The organism is Micromonospora sp. NPDC049114, from assembly GCF_040648635.1.
Lineage (GTDB): Bacteria > Actinomycetota > Actinomycetes > Mycobacteriales > Micromonosporaceae > Micromonospora.
The window spans coordinates 1,224,194-1,243,178 of the sequence record NZ_JBEZEA010000001.1 but is presented as its reverse complement, the minus strand read 5'-3'; the positions used below and the strand labels follow the sequence as shown (position 1 = coordinate 1,243,178).

The window sequence follows — 18,985 nt, the reverse complement described above, 5'->3', positions numbered from 1 at the left end:
ACTCGCGCTCACGCGATCACCTCCTGGGGGTCGGGCGCCGGCAGGAACCGGGCCGGCCGCTGCGGCTGGCTCATCGACCGCACCCAGGCCAGCAGGCCGATGAAGGCGGCACCGAGAGCGGCCATCACCACCTGACCCGTCGGTGTGCCGTACGGCGTGATGTATTCGGTGTTGACCAGCCCGTACGCCAGCGTCGCGAGCGTCATCCCGGTCAGGAAGCGGACCGTGAACCGGGGCTGGGTGCGCTTGGCCTCGATCTCCCGGCGGGTCGCCACCTCCGCGGCCGCCGCGCCGGCGATCGAGCCCAGCACGTCGCCCAGCCGCTCACCCCGGTCGGTGAGGTGCAGGATCAGCGCCGCCACGACCTGGTCGCACACCGGGTCGCCGATCTCGTCGGCGAACGCCAGCAGCGCGGAACGGGCCAGCCAGCCGGCCTGCAACCGGGCGGCGAGCAGCCGTACCTCGTCCTCGATGCCGGGTGGCACGCTGCCGATCGTGCTGATGATCGCCTGTTGGAGGCCCTGGCCCGTACCGGAGACGTCCTTGAGCCGGCGGGTCCACTCGCCGACGGCCTCGATCCGGGCGATCGCCCGCTGCTCGGCCTTGCCCACGGCGAACAGCCACGGCGTGCCGGGCACCGCCACCGCCACCAGCAGGCCCACCACCGGCAGCCCGGTCAGCAGGAACGCCAACGCCCCGGCGACCACAGCGGTGAGCAGCAGCGCCTGGTAGGCCCGCCGCTCGGCAGGTGTGGCGCCGGAGCCACGCCAGAGGCGGCTCAGCCCGGGCCCTGCTCCCGGGGCGGGCCCGGCGGGCCGACGGCTGCCCACCAGCGCGACGACAGCCAGCAGCAGTCCGGCCACACAGGCGGCCCCGGAGACCACCGCGATCAACTCCAGGCTGTTCCCCATCAGGTCACCGCCGGGCCAGTCGGGTCTGTCGGGGACGCCGCCAGGCACCCGTACCGGCCTCGATCCAGCGGGTCAGCAGCCGGGAGTCGTACCCCACCCGCAGCAACTGGTCGCGGACCCGTTCTGGGAGGTGCCGGGGGACGGCGCGGCCGTCCGGCCCGGGACCGAAGACGGTGGTGGTGGTGATCTGTCCGGCCTCACCGGCCCCGATCACCTCCTCCACGTGCGAGACGAACCGGTGCTTACGGCCGCCGATCGCGCTCTCGTCCTCGACGGTGACGTAGACGATCAGATCGAGGGCGTTGCCGGCCATCCGGCGGGCCTGGTCGACTGTCATCTCCCGGCCGTGCGCCAGCGCCAGCTCGACGATCCGTTCACCCACCCCGGCCGCGGTACGGGCGTGAATGGTGCACATCGAGCCCCGGCTGGTGGTCATGGCCTGGAGCATCGGCACGATCTCCCGGGACCGGACCTCGCCCACGATGATCCGCAGCACGCCCATCCGCAGCGAGAGCGGGATGAGGTCGGCGATCGTCACCTCACCCGCCGGCCGGCCGTCGAAGCCGCGCTCGCCGTGCCCCTCCCGCGCCTCGAAGCTCATCACCGCCCGGTGCCGCTCCCGGCGACGGGCCGGCAACAACTCCCGGCTCTCCTCCAGCAGCACGTACGGCTCGTCGGGCGGGATCTCGTTCATCAGCGCCCGGATGATCGTGGTCTTCCCGGCGCCGGCCAGCCCGGCGACCATGATGTTCAACCCGGCGCGCATCGCCGCACGCAGGAAGTCGCGCAGCAGCGGGTCGATCATCTCGTCCAGGTCACCCCGGGCGCCGGCCACGTCGTCCAGGCTCACGTCCAGGGTGTTGTGCTTGCGGATCACCGCGTACGGCCGGTGGCTGACCAGGAACACCGCGGCCAGTCGGCTGCCGTCGGGCAGTTGCAGGTCCAGGGTCGGCTTCACGGTGGACAGTGACCGTTCGGTCGCGCCGGCCCGCCGCGCCGCCGCCTGAAGGATCTCCACCAGTTCGGCGTCGCTGTCGGCGATCGGCTCGGCCCAGTCCACCCCACCGCCGTGCCGGGTGATGCGCACGACGTCGCAGCCGAGGATGTGCACCTCCTCGATGGTGTCGTCGACCAGCAGGGTCTGCAGCCGGCCCAGCCCCACCAGCTCGGCGGTCACCTGGTCGAGCAGCAGGCGCTCCTCGCCGGCGGCCATCGGCGTTCCGGCGCGACGGACCGCGTCCGCGTACTCGGCGACCACGGTGACGGCCAGCCGGGCCCGCTCGGTGTCCTCCTCGTCGACAGTGAACTCCCGGCCGCGCTGCCACAGGGTGAGCCGCTCGGTGAGTTCCCGGCGCAGCTCCCGGACCACCTGGAAGTCCATCCGGGGTCGGGGTGCCACCTCCGGCGGCGGCGTGGCCGTGGGCATCGGCTGCGGCACCGCAGCCGACTGGTGGTGCCGGCCGTTCGGTGGGGCCAGCGGCGGCGCGGTGGACGTCGCGGCCGGCGGCTGCTGACGCGGGTCGGTGGAGACGGGCTCAAACCGCATCCGGCACCCCCTGCTGCACCGGCCAGGCCAGCCGCGCCCGCCGGCGTTCCAGCAGCGCGCCGACCGGCACCTCCAGCGCGGCGGCCGCGCGCAGCAGCGGCCGTCCGGACCGCACGGTCCCACCGAGGGCCAGCACCCCTGCGGTACGCGGGTCGTGCGGCAGCCGGGCGATCACCGGCAGTTTCAGTCCGCGACTGATCTCCGCGCGCCCGTGCCCGTCGCCGACCAGCAGCAGCCGCAGGGTGCCCGGCGGCACCCGGTGTTCGGCGAAGTCCCGCTCGATCGCGGTGACCACCGCCCGGGTGCCGGACAGGTCGGGCAGGTGGGCCCGGGTCACCAGCAGCACCACCGAAGCGGCCCGCAGCAGTGGCCACGGTGGGCCGGTGACGTGCAGCCGGCCGCAGTCGACGAGCACGTCGTAGCCGGGGGTACCCCGGTCCAGGGCGTTGAAGTAGTCGGCGAAGCGCTGCCAGAGCGGGGTGACGCTGCCGGCCTGCGCCGGATCTACCAACCCGGGCAGCAGCAGCCGTTCCCGGCGCGGCGCGTCCAGGTCGACCAGCTGGGACCAGAACGCGGTCTCCAGGTTGCCGTCGCGCAGCTCCCCGACGGCCAGCTCGCCGATGCCGCGCGGCCCGTCCAGCTGACCACCCAGGTAGCCGGCGAGGACCGACCCGCCGGCCGGGTCGCACTCGGCCAGGACCAGCCGGCGGTGCCAGGTCAGGGCACAGGCCAACGCCGAGGTGGTCACGCCGGGCGAACCCTTCGCGGACACCAACGCGATGATCGCCATGCTCAGGCCGCCTCGGTCAGCACGACCGCGATCCGCTCCTGGGCGGCCAACGCCACCACTGCGGGTACGTCCCGGATGAGCAGCGCCAGGTACAGCACCTTCTCGTCGTCCGTCGGGCTGACCATGTCGATGACGGTGGCCGCGAACCGGGTGCCCGCTCCGGCAGCCGCCCCGGTGGCGTTCTCGTCCGGGGTGCTGACCAGCAGCACCTTGTCGCCGGGGTGCAGTGCGCGGGCCGGCACCTGGGCGGTCTTCAGGCCGAGCGCGATCTGTTGCTGACCCGGGCCGAGCAGCGGGTCGTCGGTGACCTGCCCGAGGGTGAGCAGGGTGCCGGGCACCAGCGCCACGGCGGCACGCTTGCCGACCACCTCGTTCAGCCGTGCCGCAGGCACCGGGTGCAACCCCTGGCCGCCGGCGACCTGCACGGTGATCAGATCGGCGGCGCTGACCTCCCGACCGACCTCCACCGGACGGGCCACCGCGAGGTAGCTGCCGGTGGCCCGGACCGAGGTGACCGCGAACGCCGCACCCAGCCCACCGAGGGCGATCAGGAGTACGGCGAGACCCAGCAGCCCCGGGCGGACGCGGCGCTGCCGGACCACCTTGGGCGGGCTGACCGGCGCGTCCACCGGCCCGGTCGCGTTACGCGTTGCCAGACTCACCGTTCGATCTCCATTCCCGACTGTGTGGCTCGCAGAACCGGCTCACTCACCTGGTCACCACCTGGAGTTCCTTGATCTGGACCGGCACGGTGCCGCTGGTCCGGGTCTGCGGGATCGGGTCACCCTCGTCGCCGTCGTCGGTCCACCAGCGCACCGTCCAGTACGTGGTGGCGCCCACCCGGTAGGTGCCGGCCTTCGGATAGCCGTGGTCGTAGCCGCAGTCCGGGGAGGTGCGGCCGGCCCGCTTGCCCTTCGGGTCGTACGGAGTGCCGGCCTTGGTGCAGGTGACCGTGTCGCCGTTGCCCATGCTCCAGACGATCCGGTCGACCTTGGCCTCGATGGAGACCGTCAGCCCGCGGTCGGACGCGGAGGCGCGCAGCGGCCCGAAGTAGCTGGCGCTCGGGGTGGCCCACATCCAGACCGGCAGGCCGACCAGGCCGGGGCCGATGTCCTTGCGGGGTGCCACCTTGAGTCGTGCCGGCAGCAGCTTGATCGACGCGAGAGCCCGCCGGGCCAGTTCCTCCGGGTCCGGCGGAGCGCCGAAGCCGGGCGGTGGCCCGTCGCGCAGCACCGTGTCCTGTGCGCCGAGATCGCCGCCGTTGCAGGTCTGCACGTACCACTGCTGACCCTCGGGTGCCGGCTTCTGCGGCGAGGCGAGCTTGTAGTAGCACCCGTCACCGTTGTTGAACCAGCCCAGCAGGTCGTCGTAGCAGGGGATCGTCCGCCCGCCCCACTGACAGACACCGCCGCCCCCGCCGCCGCCGTTGTCGCCCCCGCCGCCGTTGTCGCCTCCGCCGCCGGGGCCGCCCGGCGTGCCGGGCTCGTCGTCCCAGACGTTGCAGTCCGGTTGGCCGGGCGGACATTCGGCCCCCGGGTCGGCGCGGTGGGCCGCGGCGGCCGGCAGGGACGCGCCGGCCACCAGCAGCAGCGCCAGACCGGCCCCCGCGAGCATCCGCCGGGCCGCGCCGACCTCGCCGGTGCGGGCTCCCTGCCCCCGGGTCAGCACGGCTGGTCCGGGTGCGCCGAGCCGGAGCTGATCAGCCAGCGACCGTCGGGGTAGCGGGTGGCGGTGGCGGTGGCCAGATGTCTGCCGCCACCGCTGCCCGGGACCACGCGCTGGTCCTTGGTGTAGATCAGCCGGTAGCCGGTCGCGTCCAGGCAGTCCTGGATCTCCACGGTTGCCGGATCTGAGTCCAGGCTCACGGCGGTCACGCTGGGATCGGACGCCAACGTCCCGGTACGCATCGCGCCGTGCTCCTTTGCGTCGCGAATGGACAATTGCACCCGGGTCAGCAGCGGATCAGCGAGAAACCGGGACAGTTCCGGCGCGTGTGGATCGCTGCGTCGACTCGCCGTCCGCGATGCCGCGAGATAACCGGAGTACGCGTCGAGCGCCGCCTTTTCGGCAGCTTCCCGTTCGACGCCCGAATCGGCCCGCACCCCGTCGCCCCGCGTCGTCGCCGGCCGGTCGACCGTCTCCTGCCCGCTGCCGCAGGCGGTGACCGGCACCGCCGCCACGACCGCCAGCAGGCAGATTGCCGCTCGCCTGAGCTGCCGTCCGTGCACCGCTGAACCCTCCTCGTGATCGCCCGACGTGCGACGAAGCACCGCCGCCGGGCATGCGGAAGCGCGCCCGGATCAGTGCCTTCCGGAGCTGTTCATTGCGCTTCTGCATTCACCGTTACGGATCTTCTACAAATGCAAGGTCCCGTGTTGTCCGGTCATTGAGGTGAGGCTTGCGTCACACCCAAGGGGCGAGCATAGGCTGACGCTCGCCGATGCAACAGAGGCAATTCAAGTGAACACTCTGAGTGATGATGGGTGGTGGTGGCGGGTGTCCGTGCTGCACTGCGGACGATTGCCGGTCGAGGGGCCGCCGATGGTCCGGCCTCGCTGGCCGGGGTTGATCCGCCGCACCCCCCGGGTCGGTCCTGAGAGTGGGACATCGTGCATCCATCCCGGCATCCGGACGGCACCCCGGAGCGGCGGACGGGCTGCCCCGACCGGCACGCCGCCGAGCCTGGCCTCCGACGGGAGGGCGGTCGTGCGACGACTGGCAAGCGTCGGTTTCCGCGCCATCCGCTACACCCGAGCGAGCGTTCAGTCACGATCCGTGTTCACCTTTACGAGGGGTGGCCGGCGTTCGGCGTGGTCCACGTGGCGCTGACCGGCCCCCCAGCGGCGGCACCCGGCCGGCGGAACCCGACCGATCAGGCAACTGGGCCGGTCTCGGGAACTGACCGCCCTCGGCTCGCGACCGGGCTGGCGATCGTGGCGGTCAGTCCGCTGTTGCGGTTCGCCGTCGTGCGCTACGCCGTACCCTCGGGCACCCCCAGCCGGACCGGCTGCGACGCGTGCGGCGCGGCGATCGGCCTGACCCGGCCCTGGCCGGCGCTCGGCCCCTTCGGCAGGTGCGGCAGGTGCCGGGCCCGGGTCGGCCCGCCGCCCGGCACTGTCGAGCTGGCCGCGCTCGCCGCAGTGGCGCTGCTGGCGCTGGTCGGCCCGTCGGGCGGGGGTCTGCCGGCGTTGGCCTGGTGGCTCGCGTGGACCGTGCCGGCGGTCCTCGTCGACCTGGCCGTGCACCGGCTGCCCGACCGGCTCACCCTGCCGGCGGCGGCCGGAACCTGGCTGCTGCTCGGCGCGGCCGCGCTCGCCGACACCGACGCGGGCCCCTGGCTGCGGGCCGTCGCCTCCGGCGCGGGGCTGGCGCTGTTCTTCGCCGTCAGCACACTGCTGCTCGGCCGCCGGGGCTTCGGCCTGGGCGACGCCAAACTGGCGCTCAGCGTGGGAGCGCTGCTCGGCTGGTACGGCCTGCCCGTCCTGCTCCTCGGGCTGCTGCTCGCGTTCGGGCTGTCCGCGCTGGTGAGTGTGGGACTGCTGGTCGCCCGACGGGCCCGGTGGGGCACGCACCTGCCGTTCGGCCCGTTCCTGCTGCTCGGCACGGTGGCCGCCCTCCTCCTGACCTCCTGACACGCGGCCCCGCCGCCAGCGGCTCGCAAGATCGTGCTCGATCCAAGATGTAGTGGCCTCCCGCGCGACCGAGGCCACTAGAACCAGGATCGAGCACGATCTTGTGGGCGAGGCGCGTGGCGCTCCGCGCGGGCGGCGCCCCGCGCGGAGGGCACGTGCCGTTGGGTGGCGGGGTCAGGGGCGGGGTCGGCTGGCGAGGTCCGGTACCGGGCGGCGGGCATCGGCGCGACGGCGCAGCGCCTCAGCGGTCGGGCGGGCCAGAAGCGGGGTCGCCACCATGGCGACCAGGGCGCCGAGCAGCAGGCCGGCGGCCACGTCGTGCGGGTAGTGCACGCCCACGAAGACCCGGGAGAAGGCGGCAAGCACGGCCAGCGGCAGCGCGACCAGCCCGAGCCGTCGGGAGAGCAGCAGTGTGGTGATCGCCAGCGCGCCGGCAATTGTGGCGTGGTTGCTGGGGAACGACCAGTCACCGGGTGGTGGGCAGGTGCCGGCGATGATCGCCCGGCCCACCGTCCGGCACGGCCGGTCCTCGTCCACCACTGTCTTGAGCCATTCGCTGCCCGCGTACGCCAGGAGGGTCGGCAGCGGCGCGACCAGGGCGAGTGCCCGGTCGTGCGGGCCGCCGACCAGGCGGCGCACCGCGGCCGCCACCAGCAGCGCGCCGAGCAGCAGGATCACCCCCTCGGTGGCGTGCCCGACGAACCACTGCACCGGGGTCGGGGTGCCGGCTGCCGCGTCGACGATGTCGCGGTACCACTCGGCGCTGATCTCTGGAACGTCCGTGCTGCCGTTGGCGGCCATGAATCACCTCACTAGACGTTCATACCTCGTTCATCTGGGAGACACCCTAGGAACGCGGCAGCGGGCGGCGCCGCAGTCGAAGGTCGAGCCGGCCGCACGACTTTCGTCCAGCGATCGCACAGGCGCCTCATGGCTGCGGACCTCGGGGACAAGACCGCCGACGGACTGCACCTGGCGTCGCCTGCGACGGTCCGATCACCCGGCCGATGCCGCCGGTGCCCGACCCCGGGCCCGAGCCGACGTCGCCACCGGGTCGCCGCCCCACCCGCCGCTCGGCCGAGGCCGGCTCAGGTCGCGTCTGCAAACTACGGACCGGCCTCAAACGTGAGGATCAGGAGCTGGTTACGTCGAGTTGTCCGGAGGCCGGGCGCCCTTGTTTCCACACAGCAGGCTCGATGGCCGACGGGTCGTCACCGGCCCAGGTCGCGTTGGCTAGGGGCTGAGCGGTCAATGGCAGGACCCGGCCTGGTAACCCCCGGAGCATCGGTCCTGCCTCGAATCGCCTGCCGGGTACTGCCGTACATAGCCAGGGCAGCCCGCCGGGCGTGGGCGCTGGCGGGCGTTGTCAGCAGCGGTGCCGCTGCCGTGTCGATCGCATCGAGGACTGGATGCCAGCGGGGATCGATGGCGCTACGTAGCCGGTGAGAGTTGTCGAGGTACCAGGCCCGCTCGGTGGGCGTCCAGGGGCGCTGGCGTTCGGCGCTGATGGCGGCCGTGAGCGCAGGAGAGCGTTGCCAAGCGGCGGCGGTGCTGGTGTTGGCGTAGACGACCTCGCCATTGCGTCGAAACGCGAAGGCGACGTGCGCCAAGTCTTGGGTGTCGACGGCGTGTGCACCGCGGATGACGCCGCGGTAGCACTCGTCGTGAACGGCGGTGTCGATCAGTCGGCCGCGGCCGACTGCCTCGACCTCGCTCCAGTACCGGTGCAGGATCCCCAGGCGGCTGAGGGCCTCGGGGACCGCGACGATGGCGACCTCGACGCGGTAGCCGGCGTCGTGGAACCGGCGGGCGATGTCCTCGAACTCGCTCTCGTAGCGCATGGCCGACTCGAGGACGACGTGACAGCGGTTGTCGATGGCGTACTGCTGGGCCTTGCCCCACCAGCGTTCCCCGTCTGGTCGCACCTTCGCGCTGGCCGTGGTTTCGTCCTCGGCCTGCCAGCGGTGGAAGCTGGGGTGCATCGGGTTGTAGAAGTCCATATTGATGTTGATGAAGGCACTGCCCGCGCCCAGCGCTCGCTTCACCATCGCGGTGACCGCCGTCTTGCCCGCGCCGGTCTGTCCTCCCACGATGACCACCACCGGCCGCTGCTGGGATGGGGCGCCGGTGAGGAACATCGGGACGATCTGCTCGCGGAAGATCCGCTCGTTGGCGTCCTCGGAGAGCACGCCGTCAGGGAACTCGGTCAACGGCGTGCCTGACGCAGCACGGCGACGCACTCCTCACGGAGCCGGGCGACCTTGTCGATGTCGGCGGGATCGAGATCCCGTAGGGCCCCCGCGAGACGGCTCTGAGACGCGATGACCTGCTCCAGGGAGCCCTGGTCACCGCCGGCCTGCTCCAGCTCGTAGCGGCGAGCGGACTGGGCCGCGAGGGCCTGGGCGATCAGGTCTCGGGTGACCTGGTGATCGTGGAGCTGCTCCGGTGTCAACGACGACGGGGTGAGGCTCCCCAACACCGACTCATCATTTCCCGACGAAGGCATGCTCGTCCCTTCCTGGCTCAAGGTGCGGGGTCGCGGCGAACTCCACCAGCGTGAGACCGCCGGCGGTGCCGTCGTACCGGGTGATCGACGTGTTCGCGACCGGAGTCGTCGCGACGATGGCAGCGATCTCGTCGAACCCGAGACCTTCGATGAGGTGGCGCATCACCACGACCACGGCGTCGTGGGCCACGAGCAGGACGCGCCGGCCCGCGTGCTGGGTGTTCAGGTCCGCCAGCACGGCCGCCAGGCGTCGAGCGATGTCGGCGAACGACTCACCACCAGGAGGCTGGTAGGAGAACTCGCCTTCGGCCGCGAGCCGGGCTGCCTCCGCGGGGAACCGTTGAGCGATCATGGCGGGGGTCAGTAGCTCCAGGTCGCCCATGAGCCGATCGCAGAGACGGTGATCGACGACGGCGAGGGGGTAGTCGGCACCCGACTGCGCCGCGGTTTCCGCCGCTCGTGACCAGGTCTGCCGAGCGCGGACATAGGGGGAACAGACGACGACTTGGGGCCGGCGGTGACTGGGTAGAGCGGCGAGCCAGTGACCGAGTCGGGTTGCCTGCCCCCATCCCAGCGACGACAGCTCGATGTCGGCATCTCGCCCGGTCAGACCATGATCGGTCAGCCCTCGTGCGTGTGCATCGGCGAAGGCGACGTTAGCCAGGCTCTGCCCGTGTCGGATGAGGGTCAGCTCAGCGACGGTGTCCATGTCTCCATTCTTCATAGTGGGGGCCACGGGTCCGTTGTAGGCGCGGGTCTGCCGGTTGGCGCTCAGGTCGGCGCGGGTCCGCCCGCCATGCGCTCGCGCACGGCCTCCAGCGCCTCGAAGGCGTACGCCCAGTTGTGGCACTTGAAGCTGCGCAGGCCGTCGATCGCGGTGTGGCAGTCGGCGCAGCGCACCCCGGCGATGGCCTCCGGCACCTCGGTGTTGACGTACCGGTGTTCGCCGAGGATGACCGTGGCGATCATGTTCTTGTCGTGCAGGCCCGTGAGGGCCGACGAGACGATGTCGTACCAGGTGATCCGCCGGCCGCACTTCGGGCAGTCCGGTTCGTCGCCGCTGACCCACAGCGGGGCGCCGATGGTGCGTGCCGGCATTCCCAGCAGCTTCTCCAGACGCCGGACGTCCGACTCCGGTGTGGTCCACCGGTGCCGGCCGGGCAGCGACGCGGGCGAGTCGTACACGGCGCGGAACAGGTCGTGGTCGACCCGCACGGTTTCCCGCTGACCGGTCATCGCGTCCCCCTCGGTGATTCGGTGCCCCCACCGTGGTCGGCACTGACCAGGGGTGCAGCCGGATCAACGACACGAGGGGTCAGCGGGTCGTCGCCCCGGCTGCTAGACATCGAGATCCGACCGCGGCGAAGGGACCCCCTCGTGACCGACCAGCCGGCACCCGACACCACCGACGTCACCGCCCGACCCAACGTCGCCCGGATGTACGACTACTTCCTGGGTGGCAGCAACAACTTCGCCGCCGACCGCGCCGCAGCCGAGCGGGTGTTGGAGATCTTCCCGGGCACCGGGCTCGCCGCGCAGACCAACCGGCACTTCCTGCGCCGGGCCGTCCGGTACGCCGCCGGGCAGGGCGTCCACCAGTTCCTGGACATCGGGGCGGGTCTGCCCACCCAGGGGACCGTGCACGAGGTGGTGCGGGCCGTGGCGCCGGACGCCCGGGTGGTCTACGTCGACTACGACGAGGTGGCCGTCGCGTACGCCCGGCGGTTGTTGACCGACGTGCCCGGCACGGCCGTCGTGCAGGGTGACCTGCGGCGGCCGGACGACCTGCTGGCCCACCCGCAGGTGCGGGCCACGCTCGACCTGGACCGTCCGGTGGCCGTGCTGCTGCTCGCGGTGCTGCACTTCGTGCCGGACGACGACGACCCGTGGGCCGCGGTCGCCCGGCTGCGCGACGCCACAGTGCCCGGCAGCCACCTGGTGCTGTCGCACCTGACGCTGGACGGCGTCCCGCCGGAGGTGGCCGAGCGGGGGCAGGCCGTCTACCGCGCCAGCAGCGCTCCGCTGGTGCCCCGCACCCACGCCGAGACGTTGCGCTTCTTCGACGGGTACGACCTGGTGGAGCCCGGCCTGGTCGAGACCACCAGGTGGCGGCCGGACGCCGAGCCGGAGGCCGGGGACGCACACGGCTACGCCGGGGTCGGTGTGCGCCGCTGACGCGTTTTCGCCTCCGGTGCCCGGCCCCGGGTGGTACGACGGATCCAGCGCCTGCCACCGGGAGGAGCGCCGATGGCGAGCAGGCCCGAGCGGCTGTTGCGGGGAAGCGACGTGCCGTTGAGCGCCTCGTTCCTGGAGCTCTTCTTCGACCTGGCGTTCGTGCTCGCCCTCAGCCAGTCGGCAGTGCACCTGCTGAACGACCTCACGCTGGCCGGCGCCCTGCGCACCGCCCTGCTGCTGGCCGGCGTCTGGTGGATCTGGGTGACCACCACCTGGAGCGCCGACTGGTACGACCCGGAGACCCCGGCGATCCGCGTGGTGCTGGTCGCCGCCACGCTGGGGAGCCTGCTGGCCGGGGTGGCGACCCCGCAGGCGCTCGGGGAGCGGGGGGTGCTCTTCGCCGGCGCGTACGTCGCGGTCCACCTCGTCCGGGGTGTGGTCACCGCCTCGATGCTGCGCGGTCATCCCCGGCAGCGCCGGGCGCTGCGGATCCTCTGCTGGTACGCGGCCACCGCGGTGCCGTGGCTGGCGGGCGCGTTCCTGCCGCAGTGGCGGGTGCCGCTCTGGGTGCTCGCCCTCGCGATCGACGTGACCGGTCCACGGCTCGGCTGGCCCACGCCGAGGTTGGGTCGCGCCCGTCAGCAGGAGTTGCGCCTCGCTGGAGCGCACTTCGCCGAGCGCTACCAGCAGATCATGATCATCGCGCTCGGCGAACTCGTCCTGGCCGCCGGGCTCTCGTACGCCGGCACCCGCCTGGATCTCGCCGAGACCGCCGCCTTCCTGCTGGTCTTCGTCACGGCCGTGCTGATCGGGCTGCTCTACGTGACCCCTGCCGGTCGGCACCTGGGCTCGGCCATCGAGCACGCCGATCCGTCCCGGCTCGGTGTCGTCACCGGGTACCTGCACCTCGTGATGATCGCCGGCATAGTGGTGACGGCCGTCGGAGCCGAGCTGAGCATCGCCCACCCCTCCGAGGTCGGTGACCTGGCGGCTGTCGCGGCCATCCTGGGCGGCCCCACGCTGTTCCTCGTCGGCCGGATCCTGTTCTCGCTGGCCATCCACCGGCGGTTGTCCTGGCCTCGGGTCGGCGCGCTGCTCGTGCTGGCCGGCGCGGCGGCCGCCCTGCGGCTGCCGCTGCTAATGATCAGCGCGGTCGCCACCGCCGTGGTGCTCGTGGTGGCGGTCCTGGACCACGCCGCTCTCTTCACCTACCGCCGGCGCGGGTCGACTGACTGACGGCAGGCGAAAGACAGTCGGCTGGCGGGCGGCGTGCCGTAGCGGAATCTGCCGTGCCGGGCCGCTGGTGCCCGATCGGCGCCAGCGGCCCGTCCGGACCACGCCACGCGACGGGTTCGGCGTCCACGTGCGTCAGCCCTTCACCGCGCCCGCGGTGAGCCCTTCGGTGAGGAAGCGCTGCCCGAGGGCGTACATGATCACCACGGGGATGCTGACGAGCAGCGACGCCGCGGCGAGTTGTCCCTGGGGCACGACATCTCCGGCGATCATCGACTGCATCCCCACCGGCAGCGTCTTGTACTCGTCCTTCGTGATGAACACGAAAGCGAACAGGAACTCGTTCCAGGCGTTGGTCAGGGTGAAGAGCGCGACCGCCAGCAGCCCCGGCTTGGCCAGGGGCAGCACCACCCGGCCGAACGCCTGGATGCGGCTGCACCCGTCGACGAGCGCGGCCTCCTCCAGCTCGACGGGGATCGACGAGAAGTACCCGACCAGCAGCCAGGTGGCGAACGGCAGCGTGAACGTCGGGTACGTGACCACCAGCGACCACAACGAGTCGGTGAGCCGCGCGCCGATGAGCATCTGGTAGAGCGGGATGAACAGCAGTGCGCCCGGCATCACGTAGGTGAGCAGGACCGTGACGGTGAAGCCCTGCGCGCCCCGGAACCGCAGCCGGGCCAGCGCGTATCCCGCGAGGGCCGCGCAGACCAGCGCCACCGCCGTGGACGCCGCGGACACCAGGAGGGTGTTGAGGTACCAGCGGCCGAACGGCTGGTTGGCGAAGAGCGCGGTGAACTGCTCGGTGGTCCAGGGTGTCGGCCACAGGTCGTCCGTCCGCATCACGACCTGGCCCTCGGACTTGAAGGCCGTGACCCCGATCCAGTACAGCGGACCCAGCACGAAGAAGAGCAGCCCGGCCAGCGCGACCCAGGAGCCCAGGCCCGACACCGTCGAGGATGCCCGGCGACCGCCGCGCGACTGGAGGGTCGAGACCACGCGGCCGACCGCCGCCGCGATCAGCAGGATCACCCCGAGGATCACCGCCGCCTTCCAGAAGATCTGCGGCGAAGCCCAGAGCAGCAGGCCGGTGACCACCGCGGTGATCACCCACGGCAGGGCCTTGCGCGCCCGCGTACCGACCCGCAGCGCCGCGCGTCGTGCCCGGGGCAGGTTCGCTCCCGAGTCCTGACGCAGCAGCCGGACCAGGAGGAACACCAGCCCGCCGATGACCGGAAGCATGATGAGCGTGACCGCCGCACCGGCGCCGTACTGCAACTGCAGAATCGCCTTCGAGTACGCGACGAGCACGTACGGCGCTGTCACGTCACCCGGGCCGCCCTGGGTCAGCAGCCAGACCAGGTCGAAGTTGTTGAACGTCCAGATCGACGACAGGGTCACCGTCACGGTGATCACGTGACGCAGTCCGGGCAGCGTCACGTTGACGAACCGCTGCATCGACGAGGCACCGTCGATTGTCGCCGCCTCGTACAGGTCCGCCGGGATGGCCTTCAACCCGGCCAGGAAGCACACGGTGAAGAACGGCACCCCCTTCCAGACGTTCACGAGGATCACCGACGGCATGGCCAGCTCCGGGTCGGACAGCCAGCCCGCCGGCCAGCTGTCGACCAGGTGCAGGTCGACCAGCAGCGGTCCGATCCCGGTGGCGGTGAGCAGGTTGTTGACGCTGCCGAAGATCGGGTCGAGCAGCGCGCGCCAACTGAACGCCGTCACCACGGTCGGCACCACCCACGGCACCAGGAGCAACCCCGCCAGCACCGCCCGCCCGCGGCGCCGGTGGTGCAGCAGCAGGGCCGCGGCCAGCCCGAGCACGACCTTGAAGATCTCGGCGTACGCGGTGAAGACGAACGAGTTCACCACGCCCGTGTGGAACTGGCCGTCGTCGACGAGGTGCAGGTAGTTGTCCAGGCCGACGAAAACGGTGTCCTGCCCGTGTCGTTCCGTGGTGCTGGTGATGATCGACCGAGCGATCGGCACGAGGACGAGCCCGCCGACCAGTACGGCCATCGGGGCGAGGAACAGCGCGGCCAGTCGCCAGTCACGCCCCAGCCGCCGCTGGACCGCCGTGAGGGAGCCGGGTCCCGGCGGCGGGGAGACCCTCGCCGCCGGAACCCGCGCGGGACGGACCGACCTCACTGCGGCAGCCCCTGCTGGTTGAAGATCTGCACCATCTTCGCGTGGGCCGCCTTCACGGCCTGCGCCGGCGCGGTGCCCTGCACGACCTGCTGCATCATGTCGGTGAGGACGTACGCCGAGCCGACGGCCTGCTGGCCGGCGCTGGCCTTCTGCGGGAAGGTCAGGCCGTTCTTGGTGTTCAGCGGCAGTTTCAGTTCGGTGATCCTGCGGAGCATCGGGAACGCCGGGTCACCGCTGGTGAAGAACGGGTCGGCGTCCCAGACCTTCTCCCAGGCGGGCATCACCAGGCCGGGCGCCTCCTTCGCCACGCCGAGCAGCGCGGGCGCGCTGACCAGGTACTGCGCGAGGAGCTTGGCGAGCTGAGGGTTCTTGGCGCCCTTGAAGACGACGAAGCCCTGCGACTGGCCGAGCAGCAGGGGATTGTTGGTCGCCGGCCCGATGCAGTCGGAGAACACGTGGGTGTTGGCGTGCACCGGGTTCTTCTTGGTCCGGGAGTCCGCGTAGACGCTGAACTGGTTGCGGGTGTAGCCGAGGATCCCGGCGAGCCAGTTCTCGTTGTTGCTGGTGTCGGTCCAGCTCGCGATCCCCGGCGGCAGCATCGGCTTGTACTTGGGATTGGTGTAGATGTCGCCGAGGAAGGTCACCGCCTGCACCGTCTCGGGGGAGTCGAACGTGACCTTCCGGGCGTCGTTGGAGGCGATCGATCCGCCGTACGCGTTGATCAGCGCCTCGATCATGCCGTTGCCGTCACCGGACCGGTTGACCGTCATGCCCCAGCCGAACCGCCGCTTGCCCGGATCGGAGATCTCCAGGCACAGGTCCCGCAGCTCCTCCCAGCTGTAGATGTCCTTCGGGGTGATGCCCTTGTCCTGCATCCAGTCCTTACGCAGGAACGATCCGATCCCGATGAAGTGGTACGGGATCGCGAACCACCTGCCGTCGAAGACGCAGAAGTTCTTGGCCTCGGCGCAGGGTTCGCCGTACTTGGCGGTCAGCGCCTGGACGACGTCCGTCACGTCCTCCAGGTCGCCCAGCGACTGGAACTGCGCGACGAACCGTGAGTCGGTCATGAACGCCAGGTCGCGCGCCACCCCACCCTTGACCTCGGCGTCGATCTTGGCCACCACGTCACCGGCGTCGGCCTGGACCAGACTGTTCTCGATCTTCGTGCCGGTGGTGTCGGCGAACTTCTTGATCGAGCTGTCGAGGGCCTCGTTCGCAGCCGTCGAGTACAGCTTCTGGGACAGCATCCCCATCGAGGAGCCCTTCATCGACGACGCGGCGTCGATCAGCTCCTGTGGAACGTCCGGTTGCACCTTGCTGGGTGATTCGGAGCTGCCCCCACACGCGGCCAGGCCGGTCGCGCCGAGCACTCCCACCCCCACCCCCAGAAAGCCGCGCCGAGACCACGCCGACTTTTCCTCCATGGAACTTCGCCTCCTTCGTTTCCCCGCGCACGGCGGCACGCCGAAGGCTCGCCTGGCGAACGCCGTGATGGTTGTGTGTTCCAGTTGGGTTTCTGTGGCGGCGACCACCTGCGGTCGCCCGTCGAGAAGGGACCACCGCCGTTCGAGATTTCGAACTAGGTTCGATATACCGGATCGAGTGGACGCGACGCTAGAGCAGCTTGGTGAGTTATGTCAATGTTTCGATGTTGTTTCGAGCCGAAAGCGGGAGGTCGGCTATCGAGACTGGGCCCGGTAGCCCATGCGAGCCGACAGCGCAGCAGCGCCGTCCCGAACCAGCCCGGTCCACTCCACCTGCACCTCAGGCGTCCAGCGAATGATCGGCGCGGACAGGCTCATCGCGGCGATGGTGGCACCGGAGTGGTCCCGGATCGCCGCCGCGACGCAGCGCATCGCGCTGTCCGACTCGCCGACGTCTACCGCGACGCCGTCCGCCCGGACACGTTCCAGGTGCTCACGCAGCAGCTCCGGGTCGGTGATGCTGGCCGGCGTCATCCCCGGCAGAGGATCCTTCAACAGGACGCCGTCCAGGTCCGCCTGATCGAGGGCTGACAGCAGCACCTTGCCGACCGCCGTGCAGTGGGCCGGCAGGCGCAGCCCGACACCGGACACCATCCGCACGGGGTGCGTGCTGTCGAACTTGACGAGGTAGATGACATCGGCGCCGTCGAGCACCGCCACATGAACCGCCTCGTCACACTTGGCGGCCACGTCCCGCGCGACCCCCTGCGCCTCGCGTACCAGATCAAGCCGGCCCGCGAACGCCGCGCCCAGCTGGAACAGCGGCATGCCGAGCCGGTACTGCACCGGCTGGCCCGGTACGGAGATCAGATACGAGCGGGCCTCGAGGGTGACGAGCAACTCGTGGACTGTGGTGCGGGGCAGGTCGAGTCGCTCCATCACCTGACGGGCCGACAGCTGGGGGCAGTCCAGGAACAGTTCGAGGACGTCAAGCGCGCGGATGACTGCCGGTACCACACGGGGCATGTCGAAAGTCCCTTCGCAGTGCCGGACTCGTGCCAACGATCTCCACACGGACCAGCACCCGAAGAGGATAACTACGTCAACTCCGAGCGCGCCACGAACGTGGCTGGACAGTAAGGGAGGCCGGGCACGCTCACGTGCCCAGACCGCCGCCGAGGTTGGTGACGGCGGTCACACCGGTGCGTGACCCGATCGCGAGGAGGTCGTCGTCTTACCTGTTGTGAGACGAAGCCTGGACGCGGCCGACGAGCAGGAACTCGTACGCCGCGTGGCCCGCGGTGACCGGCGGGCCTTCGACGAGCTCTACCGGCGTACCGCACCGTGGCTGGAGGTGCGGCTGCGGCGTCGGTGCGCCGACCCGGACGTGGTCGCCGACGTCCTCCAGGAGACCTACCTGACCATCTGGCGGGCGGCCGGCAGCTTCGCCGGCGACCAGGCCAGCGGCAGCGCCGTCGGCTGGCTGTGGACCATCGCCGCGCACCGCCTGGTCGACGCGTTCCGGCGTCGCTCCCGGCAGGCCCGGACGCCGCAGGTGCACCCGGCCGAGACGGTCGTGCCCGCCGCCGAGGACGAGGTGCTCGCCGGCCGCGTCGGGCAGGAACTCGAACAGGCCCTCGCCGTACTGCCGCCCGAGGTCCGCGCGGTGCTCCGCGCCACAGTCCTCGACGGCTTCACCGTCCGCGAGACGTCGGTGCTGCTGGGCGTACCCGAGAACACCGTCAAGTCCCGGATCCGCCGCGCCCGGATCGTCCTGCGGGAGGCCCTGTCATGACCACGCATCCCACCCTGAACGACATCGACCGCTACGCCGACGGCGATCCCGGCCTCGACGAGGCGACCGTCTGGTCGATCGAGGTGCACCTGGAGAGCTGCGCCGACTGCCGCGCGCGCCTGGCCGGCAGCACCACCGCCGAGTCGCGCGCCCTGGTCGCCGAGGTCGCGGCAGCCGTCGACCGTGGGATCGCCGCCGGCCCCGCCCCACGATCAAGGGCATTTTTCCGTACGCCGGTGCGCCAGCGCTGGTTCGTGGCGGCGCTGCTGCCGTGGGTCGCCATGACCGCCGGCGTGCTCGGCAGCGCGGCCCTGCTCACGTACTTCCTGGCCGAGTTGCCGTCGATCGTGTTGCTGCTCGCGCCTCTGGCGCCGCTGCCCGGGGTCGCGGCTGCCTGGAGCAGACGCGGCGACCCGGCCTGGGAGCTGATCGTCGGCACCCCCTCGGCCGGTCTGACGATGCTGCTGCGCCGTACCGCAGTGGTGCTCGTCCTCGTCATCCCGGTCCTCGCCGCGTTCGCCGTCCTCGGCGCCAGCCGTGCGAACCTCGCGCTGATGCTGCTGCCGTGCCTGGCCTTCACCGCCGCCACGCTGCTGCTCGGCTCCCTCGTCGGCGTCCACCGCGCCGCGATCGGCCTGATGGTGGCCTGGGCCGCCGCCGTGGTCGCGCCCAGCCTCGCCACCGCCGAACTGCCGGTGCTCCTGCAACCGGCGGCCACCGGTGGGTGGGCTGTCGTCACTGTCGTGCTGGCCGCCCTGACCCTCCTGCGCGCCAACAGCTTCCGGCGCCTCACCTCGTTCTGAAGGGAACCAC

General features: G+C 71.4%; 19 protein-coding genes. 5 read left to right on the top strand and 14 right to left on the bottom strand.

The genetic code is table 11. From position 1 onward, the window contains the following. Positions 1-8 precede the first annotated feature (8 nt). The 6 genes from AB0B39_RS05935 to AB0B39_RS05910 are packed head-to-tail and all read right to left on the bottom strand — an operon-like array spanning position 9 to position 5,475. Positions 9-911 (bottom strand): type II secretion system F family protein, encoded by a 903-nt coding sequence (locus tag AB0B39_RS05935; protein WP_357573613.1) that lies wholly within the window; start codon positions 909-911, stop codon positions 9-11. Positions 912-915: 4 nt separating this feature from the next. After that, positions 916-2,457, bottom strand: coding sequence for a CpaF/VirB11 family protein (locus AB0B39_RS05930; RefSeq protein ID WP_357573612.1), 1,542 nt, complete (start codon positions 2,455-2,457; stop codon positions 916-918). Beyond that, positions 2,447-3,247, bottom strand: coding sequence for a ParA family protein (locus tag AB0B39_RS05925; RefSeq protein ID WP_234583205.1), 801 nt, complete (start codon positions 3,245-3,247; stop codon positions 2,447-2,449). The genes AB0B39_RS05930 and AB0B39_RS05925 overlap by 11 nt, the downstream gene beginning before the upstream one ends. 2 nt (positions 3,248-3,249) lie before the next feature. Then, the gene (locus AB0B39_RS05920) at positions 3,250-3,909 is read right to left on the bottom strand and encodes an SAF domain-containing protein (RefSeq protein WP_234583206.1); all 660 of its coding nucleotides are present in this window, start codon (positions 3,907-3,909) and stop codon (positions 3,250-3,252) included. A 46-nt stretch (positions 3,910-3,955) separates the two neighbouring features. Next, a complete protein-coding gene (locus tag AB0B39_RS05915; RefSeq protein WP_357573783.1) occupies positions 3,956-4,861 on the bottom strand; it encodes a hypothetical protein in 906 nt (301 codons plus the stop codon). Between the two features lie 47 nt (positions 4,862-4,908). After that, positions 4,909-5,475 carry a hypothetical protein gene (locus tag AB0B39_RS05910; protein WP_357573611.1) on the bottom strand — a complete coding sequence of 189 codons (567 nt, stop codon included), beginning with the start codon at positions 5,473-5,475 and terminating at the stop codon, positions 4,909-4,911. A gap of 696 nt (positions 5,476-6,171) precedes the next feature. On the opposite strand from AB0B39_RS05910, the gene AB0B39_RS05905 reads away from it, so the two are divergent. After that, on the top strand, positions 6,172-6,879 hold the full coding sequence (locus tag AB0B39_RS05905; protein WP_357573782.1) for an A24 family peptidase: 708 nt from the start codon (positions 6,172-6,174) through the stop codon (positions 6,877-6,879). A 174-nt stretch (positions 6,880-7,053) separates the two neighbouring features. On the opposite strand, the gene AB0B39_RS05900 is transcribed toward AB0B39_RS05905, so the two are convergent. The 5 genes from AB0B39_RS05900 to AB0B39_RS05880 all read right to left on the bottom strand — a co-directional run bounded on the left by AB0B39_RS05900 (position 7,054) and on the right by AB0B39_RS05880 (position 10,621). Then, positions 7,054-7,680: a phosphatase PAP2 family protein gene (locus AB0B39_RS05900; RefSeq protein WP_357573610.1), complete on the bottom strand. Its 627-nt coding sequence runs from the start codon at positions 7,678-7,680 to the stop codon at positions 7,054-7,056. Positions 7,681-8,090: 410 nt separating this feature from the next. Then, positions 8,091-9,068, bottom strand: a complete 978-nt coding sequence (locus tag AB0B39_RS05895; protein ID WP_357573609.1) for a zeta toxin family protein — start codon at positions 9,066-9,068, stop codon at positions 8,091-8,093. 17 nt (positions 9,069-9,085) lie between these two features. Next, the gene (locus AB0B39_RS05890) at positions 9,086-9,358 is read right to left on the bottom strand and encodes a hypothetical protein (RefSeq protein WP_357573608.1); all 273 of its coding nucleotides are present in this window, start codon (positions 9,356-9,358) and stop codon (positions 9,086-9,088) included. 7 nt (positions 9,359-9,365) lie between these two features. After that, positions 9,366-10,094, bottom strand: coding sequence for a histidine phosphatase family protein (locus tag AB0B39_RS05885; protein WP_357491358.1), 729 nt, complete (start codon positions 10,092-10,094; stop codon positions 9,366-9,368). 62 nt (positions 10,095-10,156) lie between these two features. Continuing rightward, positions 10,157-10,621: a hypothetical protein gene (locus tag AB0B39_RS05880; protein WP_234588520.1), complete on the bottom strand. Its 465-nt coding sequence runs from the start codon at positions 10,619-10,621 to the stop codon at positions 10,157-10,159. A gap of 141 nt (positions 10,622-10,762) precedes the next feature. Here AB0B39_RS05880 and AB0B39_RS05875 point away from each other — a divergent pair, with 141 nt between their 5' ends. Together AB0B39_RS05875 and AB0B39_RS05870 are read left to right on the top strand one after the other, a co-directional pair. Continuing rightward, positions 10,763-11,560 carry an SAM-dependent methyltransferase gene (locus AB0B39_RS05875; protein WP_357573607.1) on the top strand — a complete coding sequence of 266 codons (798 nt, stop codon included), beginning with the start codon at positions 10,763-10,765 and terminating at the stop codon, positions 11,558-11,560. Positions 11,561-11,632: 72 nt separating this feature from the next. Next, entirely contained in the window at positions 11,633-12,796 is a 1,164-nt protein-coding gene (locus AB0B39_RS05870) for a low temperature requirement protein A (protein WP_357573606.1), read from the top strand. 132 nt (positions 12,797-12,928) lie between these two features. On the opposite strand, the gene AB0B39_RS05865 is transcribed toward AB0B39_RS05870, so the two are convergent. From AB0B39_RS05865 to AB0B39_RS05855, 3 genes are all read right to left on the bottom strand, one after another. Continuing rightward, complete coding sequence (locus AB0B39_RS05865) at positions 12,929-14,950, bottom strand: ABC transporter permease subunit (protein WP_357573605.1); 2,022 nt, start codon at positions 14,948-14,950, stop codon at positions 12,929-12,931. After that, positions 14,947-16,377: an extracellular solute-binding protein gene (locus AB0B39_RS05860; protein ID WP_357491352.1), complete on the bottom strand. Its 1,431-nt coding sequence runs from the start codon at positions 16,375-16,377 to the stop codon at positions 14,947-14,949. The genes AB0B39_RS05865 and AB0B39_RS05860 overlap by 4 nt, the downstream gene beginning before the upstream one ends. 255 nt (positions 16,378-16,632) lie before the next feature. Then, complete coding sequence (locus AB0B39_RS05855) at positions 16,633-17,403, bottom strand: IclR family transcriptional regulator (RefSeq protein WP_357491350.1); 771 nt, start codon at positions 17,401-17,403, stop codon at positions 16,633-16,635. Between the two features lie 217 nt (positions 17,404-17,620). Between AB0B39_RS05855 and AB0B39_RS05850 the strand changes: the two genes are divergently transcribed. Both AB0B39_RS05850 and AB0B39_RS05845 read left to right on the top strand, forming a co-directional pair. Beyond that, the gene (locus AB0B39_RS05850) at positions 17,621-18,172 is read left to right on the top strand and encodes a sigma-70 family RNA polymerase sigma factor (RefSeq protein ID WP_357491349.1); all 552 of its coding nucleotides are present in this window, start codon (positions 17,621-17,623) and stop codon (positions 18,170-18,172) included. Further along, entirely contained in the window at positions 18,169-18,975 is an 807-nt protein-coding gene (locus AB0B39_RS05845) for a zf-HC2 domain-containing protein (RefSeq protein WP_357491347.1), read from the top strand. The genes AB0B39_RS05850 and AB0B39_RS05845 overlap by 4 nt, the downstream gene beginning before the upstream one ends. Positions 18,976-18,985: the final 10 nt, after the last annotated feature.